Source organism: Roseomonas chloroacetimidivorans, assembly GCF_049629625.1.
GTDB lineage: Bacteria > Pseudomonadota > Alphaproteobacteria > Acetobacterales > Acetobacteraceae > Roseomonas > Roseomonas chloroacetimidivorans.
Map to the genome: position 1 here is coordinate 14,628 of NZ_JBNBZS010000063.1, position 16,542 is coordinate 31,169.

The 16,542-nt window shown below is 67.5% G+C and carries 15 protein-coding genes; 6 read left to right on the forward strand and 9 right to left on the reverse strand.

The genetic code is table 11. The annotated features are described in order from the left end of the window. Positions 1 to 115: 115 nt before the first annotated feature. Both ACO1BU_RS27845 and ACO1BU_RS27850 read right to left on the reverse strand, forming a co-directional pair. Complete coding sequence (locus tag ACO1BU_RS27845) at positions 116 to 604, reverse strand: hypothetical protein (protein WP_424139227.1); 489 nt, start codon at positions 602 to 604, stop codon at positions 116 to 118. Positions 605 to 635: 31 nt separating this feature from the next. Beyond that, entirely contained in the window at positions 636 to 1,079 is a 444-nt protein-coding gene (locus tag ACO1BU_RS27850; RefSeq protein ID WP_424139228.1) for a hypothetical protein, read from the reverse strand. A gap of 124 nt (positions 1,080 to 1,203) precedes the next feature. On the opposite strand from ACO1BU_RS27850, the gene ACO1BU_RS27855 reads away from it, so the two are divergent. After that, positions 1,204 to 1,839: a S24 family peptidase gene (locus ACO1BU_RS27855; RefSeq protein WP_424139229.1), complete on the forward strand. Its 636-nt coding sequence runs from the start codon at positions 1,204 to 1,206 to the stop codon at positions 1,837 to 1,839. Between the two features lie 49 nt (positions 1,840 to 1,888). Then, positions 1,889 to 3,001, forward strand: coding sequence for an aminotransferase class V-fold PLP-dependent enzyme (locus tag ACO1BU_RS27860; protein WP_424139230.1), 1,113 nt, complete (start codon positions 1,889 to 1,891; stop codon positions 2,999 to 3,001). Between the two features lie 97 nt (positions 3,002 to 3,098). Here ACO1BU_RS27860 and ACO1BU_RS27865 read toward each other — a convergent pair whose 3' ends face one another. Together ACO1BU_RS27865 and ACO1BU_RS27870 are read right to left on the reverse strand one after the other, a co-directional pair. Further along, positions 3,099 to 5,030: a phosphatidylglycerol lysyltransferase domain-containing protein gene (locus ACO1BU_RS27865; protein WP_424139231.1), complete on the reverse strand. Its 1,932-nt coding sequence runs from the start codon at positions 5,028 to 5,030 to the stop codon at positions 3,099 to 3,101. Next, positions 5,027 to 6,658 (reverse strand): lysine--tRNA ligase, encoded by a 1,632-nt coding sequence (locus ACO1BU_RS27870; RefSeq protein ID WP_424139232.1) that lies wholly within the window; start codon positions 6,656 to 6,658, stop codon positions 5,027 to 5,029. Before ACO1BU_RS27870 ends, ACO1BU_RS27865 begins: the two co-directional genes overlap by 4 nt. Positions 6,659 to 6,864: 206 nt before the next feature. On the opposite strand from ACO1BU_RS27870, the gene ACO1BU_RS27875 reads away from it, so the two are divergent. Next, positions 6,865 to 7,872 carry an aspartate-semialdehyde dehydrogenase gene (locus ACO1BU_RS27875; protein WP_424139233.1) on the forward strand — a complete coding sequence of 336 codons (1,008 nt, stop codon included), beginning with the start codon at positions 6,865 to 6,867 and terminating at the stop codon, positions 7,870 to 7,872. A gap of 105 nt (positions 7,873 to 7,977) precedes the next feature. On the opposite strand, the gene ACO1BU_RS27880 is transcribed toward ACO1BU_RS27875, so the two are convergent. The 3 genes from ACO1BU_RS27880 to fbaA all read right to left on the reverse strand — a co-directional run bounded on the left by ACO1BU_RS27880 (position 7,978) and on the right by fbaA (position 11,627). Beyond that, a complete protein-coding gene (locus ACO1BU_RS27880) occupies positions 7,978 to 8,640 on the reverse strand; it encodes a hypothetical protein (protein ID WP_424139234.1) in 663 nt (220 codons plus the stop codon). A 193-nt stretch (positions 8,641 to 8,833) separates the two neighbouring features. Continuing rightward, a complete protein-coding gene (locus ACO1BU_RS27885) occupies positions 8,834 to 10,333 on the reverse strand; it encodes a catalase (protein WP_424139235.1) in 1,500 nt (499 codons plus the stop codon). Between the two features lie 193 nt (positions 10,334 to 10,526). After that, the gene (fbaA, locus tag ACO1BU_RS27890) at positions 10,527 to 11,627 is read right to left on the reverse strand and encodes a class II fructose-bisphosphate aldolase (RefSeq protein ID WP_424139240.1); all 1,101 of its coding nucleotides are present in this window, start codon (positions 11,625 to 11,627) and stop codon (positions 10,527 to 10,529) included. Between the two features lie 151 nt (positions 11,628 to 11,778). On the opposite strand from fbaA, the gene ACO1BU_RS27895 reads away from it, so the two are divergent. The 3 genes from ACO1BU_RS27895 to ACO1BU_RS27905 all read left to right on the forward strand — a co-directional run bounded on the left by ACO1BU_RS27895 (position 11,779) and on the right by ACO1BU_RS27905 (position 15,662). Then, positions 11,779 to 14,607: an ATP-dependent DNA helicase gene (locus ACO1BU_RS27895; protein ID WP_424139236.1), complete on the forward strand. Its 2,829-nt coding sequence runs from the start codon at positions 11,779 to 11,781 to the stop codon at positions 14,605 to 14,607. Positions 14,608 to 14,642: 35 nt separating this feature from the next. Next, complete coding sequence (locus ACO1BU_RS27900) at positions 14,643 to 15,092, forward strand: tellurite resistance TerB family protein (RefSeq protein ID WP_424139237.1); 450 nt, start codon at positions 14,643 to 14,645, stop codon at positions 15,090 to 15,092. A gap of 69 nt (positions 15,093 to 15,161) precedes the next feature. After that, positions 15,162 to 15,662: a hypothetical protein gene (locus ACO1BU_RS27905; protein ID WP_424139238.1), complete on the forward strand. Its 501-nt coding sequence runs from the start codon at positions 15,162 to 15,164 to the stop codon at positions 15,660 to 15,662. 49 nt (positions 15,663 to 15,711) lie between these two features. Here ACO1BU_RS27905 and ACO1BU_RS27910 read toward each other — a convergent pair whose 3' ends face one another. Further along, positions 15,712 to 15,921 carry a cold-shock protein gene (locus ACO1BU_RS27910; protein WP_159349990.1) on the reverse strand — a complete coding sequence of 70 codons (210 nt, stop codon included), beginning with the start codon at positions 15,919 to 15,921 and terminating at the stop codon, positions 15,712 to 15,714. A gap of 119 nt (positions 15,922 to 16,040) precedes the next feature. Continuing rightward, the coding region (locus ACO1BU_RS27915) for a TCP-1/cpn60 chaperonin family protein (protein ID WP_424139239.1) at positions 16,041 to 16,542 on the reverse strand (502 nt) is incomplete at its 5' end.

Sequence of the window (16,542 nt, forward strand, 5' to 3'; positions counted from 1 at the left end):
ACCCCGGCCCGAAAAAGCACAAGCCCGGCGCCGGAGGGGTCCGGGCCGGGCTTGCGAGGATCAGGGGATCGGGAGGTCATCGGCGGGCGCAACTCGCCCGTTGATAAGAGGCGTTCTACCCGCCGAATCCCGGAATGTCAAGAAGATTTTCCTTATTAGGAAAATTTCTCCTGAGGCGCTGGAATAGTCCGTGCGGCGTCAAGGCAAAGGGTGCACCCGGCCCCAGCAGCGCCCGGCAGAGCGACACACAGGAAAAGGGCACCACGCCCGGCCATGTTCGCGACGGCTGTCCCGGCACGAAGGGCCCCAGCACACGACACCCGGCGCGCCGCCAGAAACCGGGCAGATCAAAGCCCGCCCCCACCCCCAGCCGTGTGACCAGCAACCGCCCCGAGAGCGGGTCGAGCACCGTCCAGCCCGCCGCATCCCGCAACCCCGCGAAGCAATGGCGGAAGCCCGGTCGCAGCAGCCGCATCCACCCCTGATCCGCTCCACCGCCGAAAGCGATCCATAAATCCTGTGTCAGTGACGCAGCGGCCCTGCGGTGGCCCGGCCCCGAATGCAGATCGCCGCCCTGGTTTCCCGGGGCGGCGATCAGATCCATCGCCGTTACGATCGGCGCTCCCTGCATGGTGTCAGATGAGCCTGGAAGTCGGAAAATCCACGACACCAGCCGATGCGCCGGGCCCCTGCGGCCCGGCCACGATACCCTTCATGCGCAGCGGCCAGTCCAACCGGTCCAGCGCCTCACGCCACAACCGGTGGTCGCCGCGCTCGCGCAGGGAAGCCGGGTCGGGGGCGGTACCACGCTCCCCCCAGATCCGCAGGATACGGGCATGGGCCAGTTCAATCCGGCGCTGGCGGTAGAGCCGGTCCAGGCACTTCACCACGTCGTCGGGCTCACAGGGCCGGACGACCAAGCCCCGGCCGGCAACGATTCGCGCTCCGTCGCGCCGGGCAACCAAGGCGGCCATGGTCCAGAACCAAGCCTCCTCTGCACTGCGGAAGGGCTGGACCTTGTCCAGGCTGGAAAGGGTCGGCGCTGTGGTGCGGAGCGCACCGGAAGCGGGACGGGTCATCGGGGGCTGATCCTCGCCGGTTGTGAACACAACAAGAACATCCACCCACGCGGTCGTGACCGTCAAGGTGAATCTGAGATGGAATTCCTGTTGCTCACAGATTTCGCGCCTATAAGATGCCGGGATGCAGCACGGCGATATCTGGCGGGCGATCGACGCCCTAGCGGCCGAGAACGGCCTGTCAGCCTCAGGCCTTGCCCGCAAGGCAGGCCTCGATCCGACTGCCTTCAACCCGTCCAAGCGAACCGGGCCGGACGGCCGGGCCCGCTGGCCCTCCACGGAGAGCGTCGCCAAGGTCCTGGCCGCCACAGGCACCGGCATGGACGAATTCGCGAGTCTCATCACCGGCAACATCCGCGCCGCCGTCCGCCCCAGCCGCCGCATCCCGCTCATCGGCCTCGCCCAGGCCGGCAGCAGCGGCTACTTCGATGATGGCGGCTACCCCGTCGGCGGCGGCTGGGACGAGATCAGCCTGCCCGAGATCGGTGATCCCAACGCCTATGCCCTGGAGATCAGTGGTGACTCGATGGAGCCGGTGTTCCGGGACGGCGACGTCATCATCGTCGCTCCCAGCGCCCCCGTCCGCCGCGGCGACCGTGTGGTGGTCCGCACCCGGGGCGGTGAGGTGATGGCGAAGGAACTGCTGCGCCAGTCCGCACGGCGCGTGGAACTCGCCAGCCTTAACCCCGCTCATCCCAATTACAGCTTCGAACTGGAGGAGCTGACCTGGATGCATCGCATCGTCTGGGCCAGCCAATAAGCACCCGGAGGTAGCCTCTCGCGCGAATCGGGCCCAGGCTGGCGCTGCCATGCCCACCGAGCCCCTCTTCGACCCCGCCGATTTCCGTATCCAGCCGGGCCTCGCCCATCTCTGCGCCGGCGGGGAAACAGCCTTCCTGCACCGCCACGACGCAGCCCTGCAGCGCTACGCCGCTGACAAGAGTTCCGGCATGCCCGGCCGCGCCGCGCAGGAGGCGCAGGTGGAGCGGGCCCGCGCCCTTGCCGCCCGTGCCTGGGGCGCCACGCCTGAGGATATCGGCTTCGTCTCCAGCGTGGCCGAGGGTGTTTCGATGCTGGTCGAGAGCCTGGACTGGCAACCCGGAGACGCGGTCTGCCTGGACCCGGACGAATACCCCTCCGTCGCCCTTCCTGCCCTGATGCGCCAAGGCATCGAACCCCTGTTTGTGCCGATGCACGACCCGGAGGCCGTGGCCCGCGCCGCTGGCCGCCGCGCGCGTCTGATCGCGGTCAGCCATGTTTCCTACCTGACCGGGCGCCGCTACGATCTTTCCGCTCTGCGCACCGTGGCCGATCACGTCGGAGCGCTCCTCGTGGTGGACCACACCCAGGCCGCAGGCTACCTGCCCATCGAGGCGCCAATCGCCGACTTCGCCTTCGCCGCCACCTACAAATGGCTGCTCGGCATGACCGGCACCACCATCGCCTATTGGAACCGCGCCCGGCAGCCCGACTGGCGCCCGAGCACCGCCGGCTGGCACTCCGTCGCCTCTATGGTCCGGCCGGAATACAGCGCCACGCCAGTTCTTAGGCCCGACGCCATGCGTTTCACCCGCGGCAATCCCGCCCATGGCCCGCTCTATGTGCTGGCGGACGCACTGGACTACCTGGCTGGCTTCGACCCGCACGCCGTCCAGGCGCATGTTCAGGCGCTGACAACGGAGCTGCTGGCCCGCCTGCGGGACCGCGGCATCCCCTCGACCACCCCGGCCGAACCCGAGCACCACGGTGCCAGTGTCTGCATCGAGCATGCGGACTCTGCGGCAATCGTTGCGGCGCTGGAGCAGCGCGGCGTGCTCACCTGGGGCGGGCGAGGCCGCCTACGCGTCAGCTTCCATGGCTACAATGCAGATACCGATCTCGACGCGCTCATGGCGGCTCTCGACGAGACCCGGCAGGGCTGAGGAGGAAGAGCCGGGGAAATGATCCCCGGCCCTCCACTGTTTCCTGTTTTCGGAGTCGGGCATTGACGCGCCGGCGGAACCGGCGCGCTCCGAACCTTCAGTCCCCCGCAGCACCCTCAGCCAGCAGCCGCAGCACCCTCTTGGGGTCCTGATCTCCGGCCAGGGCCATCACAGTCCCGTCCGGCATCGACACTGATGCCATTCCGGCCTGCTCATAGGCGCGCAGCATCTCCGACCCGACCCCGGCAAAGGCCGGCGCCACGCCGGCCGCATCACACAGGTCGCGGAACCGCCAGATGGCATTCACCCGCGCATCCGGCGCTCCAGCCGGATCACCCTCCGCCACCCAGATCCCATCCAGCCGCCGGAAGGCGAAGCCCGCCCGGCCACCCTCGGCTAAAACCACGCCATCCGCATAGGACGGCACCCGCGCGCCCAGGGCCGCAAGCTGTGCCTGTGTGCTCTCGTCGTAATCCTCCGCCTGGATACGTGCGGGACGCAGCAGCCGGAAGGCCGCGACGAGCAGCAGCACGCCAGCCAGCCCCACCGCGAAGCGCAGCGGCGCCGGCGCGCCGTCCAGCAGCACCACCTCCCACCACGCCGCCCCGGAAACCTCCCCGTGATAGGCCACTGTCGCCAGGGTCAGCCCGCAGATCACCCCCGCCGCCAGTGAGAAGACGCGTGAGGCCGTCAGCGGCTCCCCTGTCAGCCGCGCATCGCGGTAGAAGGCGGCCCTCATTGCTGCGAGGAACAGCCCGGCCCCGAGATAGGCCGCCGCCACCCACCAGGGATCGCCACGCATCAGCAGAATGGCCACACCATTTGCCAGCAGGAACAACCCCGCCCACCAGGCCAGCCGCAGCCGCCGCAGCATCCCGTAGGACACGACCAGCAACAGCGACCCAACCACAGAGGCCGCGAACTGGCTGGCCAGAGCCGCCCATTCCCCACCCCAATGCACGAAATCGGACCCGCGTGCCGGCAGGGCGCCCACGAAGATCAGCACCACTCCGCCCAGCCCGGTCAGGCCCGCCAACACGGGCACTTCCAGCGCTCCCGTGACCCGCGTCTCCGTCTGAAGCCCGCCGAGGGTGGGCCGCCGCTGCCCGATTTCGAAGGCCGCAAAGAGACCACCCGCCAGGAAGAGCGGCACGATGTAGTAGAAGAGCCGGAACAGCAGCACCGCCCCGATTACCTGGGCGGAGGATAGGTAGGGCTCCAGGCTCAGCAGGATGAAGCCATCAAAGACGCCCAGCCCGCCCGGCACACTCGCCGCCAGACCGGCCGTGTAAGCGGCGATGTAGATCCCCAGGAACTTCCAGAAGGTCAGCCCGGGCGCCTCGGGCAGCAGGCAGTAGAAGATGGCCGCCGTCACCGCCACGTCGACACTCGCGAGCGTTACCTGCGCGAGGGCCATGCGAAAGCCCGGTAGGTCGATCTGATGCCCGAATATCCGGAAATGCGGCCAGAACCGCGACAGCACCACATAGGCCGAGACGATCACCCACATCACGATCGCCAGCGCCTGCGCCGTCCATTCCGGTATCAGCTGCTCTTCCCCCACCCAGGGAAGGACGGTGGGCTCCAGGAACAATACCAGCCCGCCCAGCGCGAAGCCCCCCAGCCCGAAGGTAAGGGAAGTGAAGGCGATGACCTTCGCGATCTCGACGGGCGTCAGCCCCCAGGCCGCATAGAAGCGGTAGCGCACCGCCGCGCCCGATACCGCGGCGAAGCCCAGATTATGCGCCAGGGTATAAGCGCAAAAGGAGGCCAGCGAAGTCCGCAGATAGGAGATGGGCTTCCCGGCATAGACCGATCCCAGCCGGTCATAGATGGTCAGCACCGCATAGGCGATGAGGGTCCATCCCCCCGCCACCCAGAGCCGCCCGCTTGGCGTGGCCTCCAGCGCCTGCCCGACATCGGCCACTGAAAGATGGCGGAACTCCCGCTGCACGACGTAGAGCGCGCCCACCAGCAGGATCAGCCCGAAGACGGTCGGCCCGTGCTTGCGGATCAGCGCCCAGTTCATACGGCGTCGGCGCTCCGCTGAAGCGTGCCCTCGATCAGGGCGATGGTCTCGGGAATGCCGTAGAGTGCGACGAAGCCGCCAAAGCGTGGCCCCTCCTCCTGCCCCAGCAGCACCTGATAGATTGCGGAGAACCAGGCGCGGGAAACACCAGGCCGCGACGGGTCCTTGCCCGGCTGCAGGAATGGCTCCCGCCGCCCTGCGTCATAGACCAGATCCTGGATGGCCGAGGGCCGCTCCGCTGCCGGCAGCGCCTCGATGCGAGCCTGGTTTTCCCGCAGCAGCTGCGCCAGATGCAGCAGCGCCTCCCGCTCCGGCTCCGTTGCCGGGCGGAAGCGCTTGGTCGGCTTCACCATGTCCCGGTAATAGGCGCAGGCGCGCTCCACCAGCGCTGCCAGCATCGGGGATGCCTCGGGTGTCGCCTCGGGCGCGTGCCGCCGCAAATAGCCCCACAGCATCTCGGGGGTTTCGGCATTGGCCGCGACCGCCAGGTTCAGCAACAAGGTGAAGGTGATCGGGCTCCCTGCCCCGTTCGGCAGTGCCCCGCCATGAATGTGCCAGGCCGGGTTGGCCGGATCATTCGTGGCCTTCAGCTTCTCCACATTCGCCAGGTACTCGTCCGTGGCCCGGGGAATCACGTCGAAATGCAGCCGCTTCGCCCGTCCGGGCTGCTGGTACATGAACAGGGACAGGCTCTCGGGCGGCGCATAGGTCAGCCATTCCTCGATGGTCAGCCCATTGCCCTTACTCTTGCTGATCTTCTGCCCCTGGGCATCCAGGAACAGTTCATAGGTGAAGCCCACCGGCGGCTCGCCGCCCAAGACCCGGCAGATCGCCGAGGACAGCTTCACGCTGTCGATCAGGTCCTTGCCGGACATCTCGTAATCCACGCCCAGCGCGTACCAGCGCAGCGCCCAGTCCGCCTTCCACTGGGCCTTTACATGGCCACCCGTCACCGGCGTCTCGAAACGCTCCCCCGTCTCCGGGTCCCGCCAGACCACGGTGCCGTCCTGCGGCCGGGTCTCCTCCATTGGCACCTGCATGACGATGCCGGTCCTCGGATGGATCGGGAGGAAAGGCGAATAAGTGGCACGCCGGTCCGGCCCCAGCGTCGGCAGGATCACCTGCCGCACCTCCTCATGCACCGCCAACATTCGTAGCAGTGCCTGATCGAAACGGCCCGAAGTGTAGTAATCCGTAGAGGAAGCAAATTCGAACTCGAAGCCAAAGGCCTCCAGAAAGGTCTGGAGCCGGGCGTTGTTATGGGCCCCGTAACTCTCATGCGTCCCGAAGGGATCCGGGATCCGGGATACCGGCTTGCCCAGATTGGCTCGCAGCACCTCCGCATTCGGGATATTGTCCGGCACCTTCCGCAGTGCGTCCATGTCATCCGAGAAGGCGACGAGACGGGAAGGCAAGCCGGTCAGCCGCTCGAAGGCCCGGCGCACCCATGTCGTCCGCGCCACCTCGCCGAAGGTCCCGATATGGGGCAGGCCCGAGGGGCCGTAACCCGTTTCGAACAGCGCCGCCCCCTTGGCTTTCACCGAGGCCCGGTCAGCCACCTTCGCGGCCTCCTCGAAAGGCCAGGCGCGCACATCGCGCAGGGAGGGATCGGCAGGGAAAGGTTCCATGGCCGCGCCCACATGCCCCCGCGCCCCCGCGCGGTCAACGCGCGGGCTCTGTTTAACCCTTGGCCGGTCAACACGCGGGCATCCCTGCCCCACGAAACGCGCGTCTCGCATCCCGCCCCGTCGCCTGTATAAGCCCCATGCCACTCTGGCAGGGGTGGGTCCGGAACGGTCCCGCCCCCCAACAACGCCTCGAAGGATGAAATGTCATGCGCGTTGGGGTTTTCGGTGCGACGGGCGCGGTCGGCAAGGAACTGGTGCAGGTCCTGGGGGACCGTGGCTACCCGGTGACCGAGCTGCGTCTCTTCGCGTCGACCCGCAGCGCCGGGACGCGAATTCCCACCCCCTTCGGGGAGAAAACCATCGAGGTCTATGATCCGGCCAACCCGCCGAAACTGGACCTGGCCCTGCTCGCTGTCTCCGGCGACTGGTCCAAGGCCCATGCCCGGGAGCTGGTGGCGGCCGGGGCCGTGGTGGTCGACAACTCCTCTGCCTTCCGGCTGGAGAATGACGTCCCCCTCATCGTCCCCGAGGTGAATGCCGGGGCCGCGAACGGCGCCCGCCTGATCGCCAACCCGAACTGCACCACCGCCATCCTGGCCGTGGCGCTCGCCCCGCTGCACCGGGAGTTCGGCCTGAAGCGCGTCATCGTCTCCACCTACCAGGCTTCCTCCGGTGCCGGCGCCGAGGGGATGCAGGAGCTGGAAGAAGGTCTGCGCGAGGTGCTGGTGAATGGCGGCCAAGCCAAGAACAGCGTCTTCCGCCACCCCCTGCCCATGAACCTCATCCCGCATATCGATAGCTTCCAGCCCAACGGCTACACGCGGGAGGAGATGAAGGTGACCTGGGAGACCCGGAAGATCATGGGCCTGCCGGACCTCCTGATCTCCTGCACCGCGGTCCGCGTCCCGACCCTGCGTGCCCATGCGGAGGCCGTGACGATCGAGACCGAGCGCCCCGTGACGCCGGAGGCCGCCCGCGCCGTCCTCGCCAGCGCCCCGGGCGTGAAGCTGACCGACGACGTGGCCAATGCCGTCTACCCGATGCCGCTGACGGCGAGCGGCCGCTACGACGTGGAGGCCGGCCGCATCCGGTCCAACCCCGTCTTCGGCGATTGCGGCCTCGACTTCTTCGTCTGCGGCGACCAGCTGCTGAAGGGTGCTGCGCTGAACGCAGTCCAGATCGCCGAGGCCCTGCCGGTCAAGCTGGCGGCCTGAGAACCGGGTGGGGGCGGATCGCCTCCACCACACTTACTCCAAAATAGCGGAGGCCCGCCCCAAGGCGGGCCTCATCCTTTCCGGGGACCGGAGCCGGCCGTTTCGTCAGCCGCGCTGCCAGGATGTCCAGTGCAGCAGGCCATTGCCAGGCCGAGCCGGCGCCGGCGCCACCTCATCCTTCACGGACAGGGTTCTCGTCCTGGCCTCGGCCGGTATCCCAGCGTTCACGGCCCCACCAGGCTGCGCGCCGCAGGAGCCGGAAGTGGTGGACACGACACGCGGCCGTGTCTCCCCCGCTACAGACGTGATGCGCACCTCCCGGGTGCAGACACCATCATTGGAAGCCGTCGCGATGAAGGAATAGCTGGTACTGCCAGGCGGCATCCTGCCCAGGGCCACTTCGGTCAGGCGGTCAGGGGCAGGCAGGGGCTGCAACGCCATGGCCTGAGCATGAAGCAAGTTGGCGATCTGCCGGTCCATCTGAAGCGAGATCCGGTCGAGAATCTCAAAAGGTGAATCCGACCAGAAGAAGGGGGAGGCCGGCGCAAAGCTTCCGGCCGTCACCGGAACCGGCGCCAGAACGACCTGCGGCGCAACATTCCCGGTGTAGCGGATCTCACTCACCCCACCACCGGGGAGCTGGACAGTCATAACATGGATTTCGGGGCTCCTGGCCTCAGCCTGCCCGGCGAAGCCGGCAAGGCCCAGGGCCGCAACGCCCGCCAGAAGGACAGCCTTGATCTTCCGCATGATGATCTCCGTGCTCATCGAAACAGCCCGAAGAAAGAGCAAGCCGAAGCCCGGCCAGGGCGTGAACCAAGCCTCGGCCTGATGTCAGGATAGGAAGCAAGTTCCCGCCTTTACAGAGGCTTAGGGTAACGAAGTGCTTCCAAAAAGGAGGCGGAGGAGCCCCGGGTCCTCCGCCCCGCTCTGGAAAGCCACCGGTTCCGCCGGCCTCCCGCTACTCGGCCGCCTGACGCGCCGGCGCCTTCATTCCCAGCCCCTCAGCCACGCGCCGCCCATACTCGGGATCCGCCTCGGTGAAATGGCTGACCATCTTCTCACGGATCAGCGGCGCGCATTCGGACAGGGCGCCAACCAGGTTCATCACCAGCTCGTCGCGCTCCTCGTCGGAGAAGGAGCGCCAGCGCTCGCCAGCCTGCTTGAAGTCGTTGGTGCGCTCGATCCTCTGCCGGCCCACATGCCCCTCGACGAAGGGCCGCGGCGGCGGCCCAGCCGGTGCCTGCTCCCGCAATCCGTTGAAGTTGGACGGCTCGAAGTTGATATGCGGGTCGGCACCCTGCTCGGCCCCATCCACACGGTAGCTCATCTGCCCGCCACGCTGGTTGGTGGCAAAGGGGCATTTCGGCGCGTTGATCGGCAGCTGCAGGTAGTTCGGCCCGACGCGGTAACGCTGCGTATCGGAATAGGCGAAGGTCCGCCCCTGCAGCAGCTTGTCCTCCGAGAAATCGATCCCATCCACCAGCACGCCCGTGCCGAAGGCCACCTGCTCCACCTCATTGTGGTAGTCAGCAGGGTTCCGGTTCAGCTGGATATGCCCGACATGCAGCATCGGGAACTGATCTTCCGGCCAGAGCTTCGTCGCGTCCAGCGGATCCCAGTCCAGCTCGGGATGCTCGTCGTCGCTCATCACCTGGATGAACATGTCCCATTCCGGGAACTCACCACGCTCGATCGCGTCATAGAGATCACCGGTGGCGTGGTTGAAGTCCTTGGCCTGTATCGCCTCCGCCTCCTTCTGCGTCAGGTTCCTCACGCCCTGGCGCGGCTGGAAGTGAAACTTGCAAAGAACCGTTTTCCCCTCGGCATCTACCAGCTTGTAGGTGTTTACGCCCGATCCCTGCATGTGGCGGTAATTCGCCGGAATCCCCCAGGGCGAGAACAGCCAAGTGACCATGTGGGTCGCTTCGGGGGACATACTGATGAAGTCGAAGAACCGGTTCATCCGTTGCCGGTTGTGAACCGGATCCGGCTTGAAGGCATGAACCATGTCCGGGAACTTCAACGGATCCCGGATGAAGAAGATCTTGAGGTTGTTGCCGACGAGATCCCAGTTGCCGGCCTCGGTGTAGAACTTGATGGCGAAACCGCGCGGATCGCGCAGCGTCTCCGGGCTGTGCCCGCCATGGATCACCGTGGAGAAGCGCAGGAAGATCGGGGTCTGTGTGCCCTTGGTGAACACCTTGGCACGCGTATACTTTGTGACCGGGTCATCGCCAGCCATGCCTGTCGGCACGAAGATCCCGTGTGCCGCGGCGCCACGCGCATGCACAACCCGCTCCGGGATGCGCTCACGGTCGAAATGCGTGATCTTCTCGAGGAAGTGGTAGTCCTCCAGAACCAGCGGACCACGCGACCCCACGCTTCGCGTGTTCTGGTTATCGTAGACCGGATGTCCCTGTCGCGTGGTCAGACCCACGCCGCTCGGCTTGTCCGACATGTCGATCCCTTTCCCTGTCCGGTGAAGTCCCTAGGACCACGCCGGGCATAAGGAATTGGATTGTTGTCGTTAAATACAAAGGGTGCCCGGGGCCGATAAGAAAAAGCTATCGGAGCCCCGGCCCGGCTCGCCATCCTTGCTCACCGGCGGTCCGGAAAACCGGGCGGAAGCCGGAGCCTCCGCCCGTGCCCGATCAGCCCGCCAAGCTGCGCCCGGCCGAGCCGAGATCAGCGAAGGCCTCGTCCAGTCGCTTCGCCACGCCCTTCTCACCAGCCCGCAGCCACTTGCGGGGATCATAGAGCTTCTTCTGCGGCTTGCCGGTGGCCGGGTCGATCTGGTGCCTGAAGGCCACCGGATTAGCCTCGACATAAGCCCCGACCGGTTCCGCGAAGGCGAACTGCGTGTCCGTGTCGATATTCATCTTGAACACGCCATAGGACACGGCCTCGGCGATCTTGTCCTTCTCCGAGCCCGAGCCGCCATGGAAGACGAGGCTCATCGGCTTGCTGCCGCCACCGAACTTGGCAGCCACCGCCTCCTGCGATGCCTTCAGGATCTCCGGCCGCAGCTTCACATTGCCTGGCGCATAGACCCCATGAACATTCCCGAAGGAGGCCGCGACGGTCACGTGACCAATCGGGGAGAGGATCTCCCAGGCCTTCAGCACGTCCTCCGGCTGGGTATAGAGATGCGCATTGTCGGCGGACTCGTCGAGATCATGGCCGATCCCGTCCTCCTCGCCGCCCGTCACGCCCAGCTCGATCTCCAGGCTCATGCCCAGCGGGGCCATGCGCTTCAGGACCTTGGCGCATTCCTCGATGTTCACGTCCAGCGGCTCGGCCGAGAGGTCGATCATGTGAGAGGAAAAGAGCGGCTGCCCCGTCCGCTTCATGTGCTCCTCGCCATGATCGATCAGCGCGTTCACCCAGGGCAGCAGCGAGCGGTCGGCATGGTCCGTGTGCAGCACGACGCAGACGCCATAGGCGGCCGCCAGGGTGTGCACGTGCTGCGCGGCCGAGACGGCGCCGAGCACGCGGGCCGCATTGGCGTCCGGGCAGCCCTCGCCGCCGAAGAAACGCGCGCCGCCATTGGAAAGCTGGATGATGACATCCGCCTTGTTCTTCGCCGCAGCCTCCAGCACCGCATTGATGCTGTTGGTACCCACGACATTCACGGCCGGCAGCGCGTAGCCGCCCGCGCGGCAGGCCTCGAGCAGGGTCAGGTAATCCTGGCCGGTAACGACACCGGGCTTCAGCTTCGGTGCGGTAGTCTGGGCGGTGGCCGCTGGCGCCATGTGGTTCACGCTTGCCTTCCTGGTTTGGTTCATCCGCAAATCGGGATGCACGACTTATACAAGCTAAGTCAGCACCCGAACCCCTTCCGTAAAACAATAATATAGCAGCTTCGGGCTCCCCCACGCGAACAAAGCAGGTATAGACCCGCCGATGCCGCCCGCTTCGGTCACGCCCCGCCTGTTGCTGCCTGAAGCTCCCACCCTGGTTGCCGGCATCGGCCGCGCCACCCTGCTCACCCCTGACGGCGAGATCGAAACCCTTCCGACCGGCGCGCTGGCCCGCCGCCTGGAGGAATTGCCCCCTCCGCTCCTTGTCCACGCCCCGGCCACCGCGCGCCGCCTGGGCCTCGCCCCCCTCCCCGTCGCCTACGACCTGCTCGAGCTCTTCGCCTTCGTCCTCCCGGCCCAGCTCGCCGCCCCCACCCCGCGTGGACTCGCCCTGGCGCTGGAGTTGGAACCGCCGAAGGATGACGAGGCCGCCGCCATCCTCCTGCCGGAGATCGCGACCACCCTCCTTCGTCGTCTTGCCTCCACGCGCCACGCGCCAATCAACCGCGACGCCGCCCAGCTGGCGGCCCGGCTCCGAGACGCCTCCGACTGGGTCTGGGCGCCCAGCCTTCTCGCGGCTCTTGGCCAGCCCGATGCACGCTCCTCCACCGACGCGCTGAAAGTCTGGCGGCACCTGCCGGAGTGGGAGGAAACCGCGCCCCCTACCCCACCCGCCTCCCTTCCAGTCGCTCCGCTGGAAGCCCGCAAGCGTCTGGCCGAGATCCTGGGCGAGGGATCGGAAACCCGTCCCGCCCAGGCCGACTACGCCTCCGCCGCCTCCCTTGCCTTCGCCCCGCGCGAGGCTGAGGGCCAGCCGCAGCTTGTCCTGGCGGAGGCCGGCACGGGCACCGGCAAGACCTTGGGCTACATCGCCCCGGCCAGCCTCTGGGCCGAGCGCAACGGCGCTCCCGTCTGGATCAGCACCTACACGCGCAACCTCCAGCGCCAGATCGACCAGGAACTCTTCCGCCTTTACCCTGATCCGGAAGATCGCCGCCGCCACGTCGTCATCCGCAAGGGCCGGGAGAACTATCTCTGCCTTCTGAACCATGACGAGGCGGTGAGCGGCGCCATGCCTTCCCGCCTCCTGGCCCTCTCCCTCGTCTCCCGCTGGGCCGCCGCCACACGGGACGGCGACATGCAGGGCGGCGACTTTCCCGGCTGGATCGCGGAACTCTTCCCCTGGGGCCATGTCGCCGGGCTGACGGACCGCCGCGGCGAATGCATCCATTCTGCCTGCCCGCATTGGCGCCGCTGCTTCGTGGAACATTCCATCCGCCGCGCCCGCACCGCGCGGCTTGTCATCGCCAACCATGCCCTGGTGATGATCCAGGCTGCCCTGGGCGGCGGCGAGGACCGCCCGCCCATCCGCTACGTCTTCGATGAGGGCCACCATCTCTTCGATGCTGCCGATGGCGCCTTCTCGGCCGAGATCAGCGGCGGCGAAATGGCAGAACTTCGCCGCTGGCTTCTGGGCGCCGAAGGGGCCCGGGGCCGCGCCCGCGGCCTGCGCCGCCGGCTGGAGGAGATCACCTCGGACCACCCCGCCCTCCTTCCGCTGATCGAGGAAGCCCTGCGCCACGCCGGCAGCCTGCCCGGCCCCGGCTGGTCCTCGCGCCTCGGCGAACCCGAGGAGCAGCATACCTTCGACGAGGATGGACAGGAGCCCCTTCCCGGGCACCGTGCCCAGACCAATCCGGGCGAGGGCTTCCTCCGCACCGTCATCCTCCAGGTCTTTGCCCGCAGCCCCGAGGCCGATACGGGCTATGATGCCGAATGCGATCTCCACCCCCTCAACCCGGGCCTGACTGAGGCAGGCACCGCGCTGGAGGAAGCCCTCGCCCTCATCGAGACCCCGCTACGCGCCCTGCACGCCCGCATCACCGGCCTGCTGGAAGACCCGGATGCCGAGCTGGAAACCGGCGACCGCATCCGCCTGGACACCGCCCGCCGCACGGTGGACCGGCGCGGCCTGCGCCCGCTCGGTGCCTGGCGTTCCATGCTCAAGGCCCTCTCCGACCGGCCGCCTGAGCCTGGCACCCGCCCGGCCCATGTGGACTGGCTCGCCATCACCCGCCGCGATGGCCGCGTGATCGACGCCGCCCTGCACCGCCACTTCCTGGATCCCACCGAGCCCTTCGCGGCCGCCGTTGCCGCCCCCGCGCACGGCCTCCTCATCACCTCCGCCACCCTGCGCGACAGCGGCGAGCCCGACCCCGAGGCCGCCTGGGAAGAGGCAGAGGTCCGCACCGGCGCCAACCATCTTCCATCCCCCGCCATCCGCGCGGCCGTTCCCTCCCCCTTCGACTACCCGAACCAGACCCTCGCGATCGTCGTTACCGACGTTTCCCGCGAAGGCCCACAGGCGGCCATGGCCATGGAGCAGCTCTTCCGTGCCTCCGGCGGTGGCGCGCTGGGCCTCTTCACCGCCATCCGCCGGCTACGGGATGCCCATGCCCGCATGGCCCCGGGGCTGGAGGCTGCCGGCCTTCCCCTCTATGCCCAGCATGTGGATGCGATGGACAACGCCACCCTGGTGGATGTCTTCCGCGCCGAGGAGGACTCCTGCCTTCTCGGCACCGACGCCCTGCGGGACGGGGTGGACGTGCCCGGCCGGTCTCTGCGTCTCCTTGTCTTCGACCGCATTCCCTGGCCCCGCCCGACCATCCTGCATCGGGAGCGTCGCACCCATCTCTCCGGCGGCCGTCCCAAGGCCTATGACGACGCCATCGCCCGCCACCGCCTGCGCCAGGCCTTCGGCCGCCTGATCCGCCGCGCCGATGACCGCGGGGTCTTCGTCCTGCTCGACGCCCGCGCACCCTCCCGCCTACTTGCCGGTCTGCCGGAAGGGGTCATTCCCCGCCGCATGGGCCTGGCGGATGCTGTCCGGGAAACCCGCCGCTTCCTGAATGGTGATCACCCAAATCATTGACGGCAGCCCTGGAGAGGAAGAAGCCTTCCATCACCATGGATACACACATCTCGGATGCCGCCCCCACCCCCCTTCCGACGCGGTTCAGCGCGCAGGAGGCCCTGATCTGTTCCATGGTCCTGATGGGGATCAGCGATCGTGGCATGACCGATGCGGAACTCGCCGCCATGTCGCGGCTTGTACGTGAACTTCCGGTCTTCAGCGATTTTCACGCTGCCGAGATCGACACGGTCACCGAGATCGTCCTCGCCCTGATGGACCAGGCGGACGGGCTGGACCGCGCCTCGGAAATGATCCGTGACGCCCTGCCGTCCCGCCTGCGTGAGACCGCCTATCTGCTGGCCTGCGAGATCGCTGCCGCCGATGGCGATGCCAGCCAGGATGAGCTTCGCTTCCTCCAGGACTTCCGCATCACCCTCGATATCGACCGCCTCGTCGCCGGCGCGATCGAACGGGCGGCCAAGGCACGGTTCCAGGTCATCTGAGGCAGGAGCCGGCGGCAACAACCCCGCCACAGCCGCGTTGCAGGGCATGACACCCGGAGGGAGCATGACATGCCCGAGACGCAGAACCAGTCCGTTCACTCCCATGTCGTGGCGACCTTCGCCACGCGAGAGGCGGCGGAGGACGCTCTTCAATACCTGGATGCCGACGCCATCCCCCGCGATCGAATCGCCGTTCGTACCGCCGAGGTGACTCAGGAGCCGCCCCACGCGCCAAATGAAATGGAGGGGAAGGTGCAGGAGGATGAGCACCGCAACCTCCGCAGCATGGGGGCGCAGCTGGCAGGTTCAGGCGCCGGCATGGCGGCGGCGGGAGCCGTCATCGCAACGGGCGGCGCGGCCCTGGCCGCCATCGCCGCGGCCGCCATTGCCGGAATCGGCGCGGCCGCCGCGTCGGAGGGCGTTGCTTCGGCAAGCAGCCCTGATGTGAAGCCCGATTCCGAGAAGGCTGTGGCCGCCGTCGTCGTTGCAGCCGCCGATACGCATCAGGCGGAGATGGCCAAGGGCGTCTTCAGCAAGACCTCCGCCCTCCGCATCTGGGAAGAAAAGTAGGATCGGATTCGCCGGATGCGCCTTGCGGCGCATCCGGCGAATCCGTGCGTCAGCCAGGCAGGATGCGCGTTACCGAAGGTGCCGGCTTCTTCGGCCGCTGCTCGACCTCATAGGCGATTTCCTCACCCTTCTTCAGTTCCCGGCGCCCGGCCGCCTCCACCGCCGAGGCATGCACCATCACGTCCGGCCCACCATCGTCGGGCCGGATGAAGCCATAGCCCTTATGCGGCTGGTACCAGATCACTGTTCCCGTCGGCATCGCCAAGCCTCCCGCCGAAATCAGCCCGTCTCATAACGAAGAAGGGGCGACCCGTCGCCGGGCCGCCCCCTCTCTTGAAATCCCGTCCGGTGGGGGATCGAAGCCGATCCCCCTGAGGATCAGAAGTCCATGTCGCCCATGCCGCCCATGCCGCCGCCGGGGCCACCGGCCGGAGCGGCGGCCTTGGCCGGACGCTCGGCGACCATCGCCTCGGTGGTGATCAGCAGGGAGGCCACGGAAGCGGCGTCCTGCAGGGCGGTGCGCACGACCTTGGTCGGGTCGATGATGCCGGCATCGACGAGGTTCTTGTACTCGTCGGTCTGGGCGTCATAGCCGTACTCGTAGGTGTCGGTGCGAAGCACCTCACCGGCGATCACGGCGCCGTCCTTGCCAGCGTTCTCGGCGATCTGCTTCAGCGGCACCTGGATGGCGCGCCGAACGATCTCGATGCCGACCTGCTCGTCGTTGTTCAGGCCCTTGAGGTCGGCCAGCTTCAGGCTGGCGCGCAGCAGGGCCACGCCACCACCGGGAACGATGCCTTCCTCAACCGCGGCGCGGGTCGCATGCAGCGCGTCGTCGACGCGATCCTTGCGCTCCTTCACCTCGACCTCGGTGGAGCCA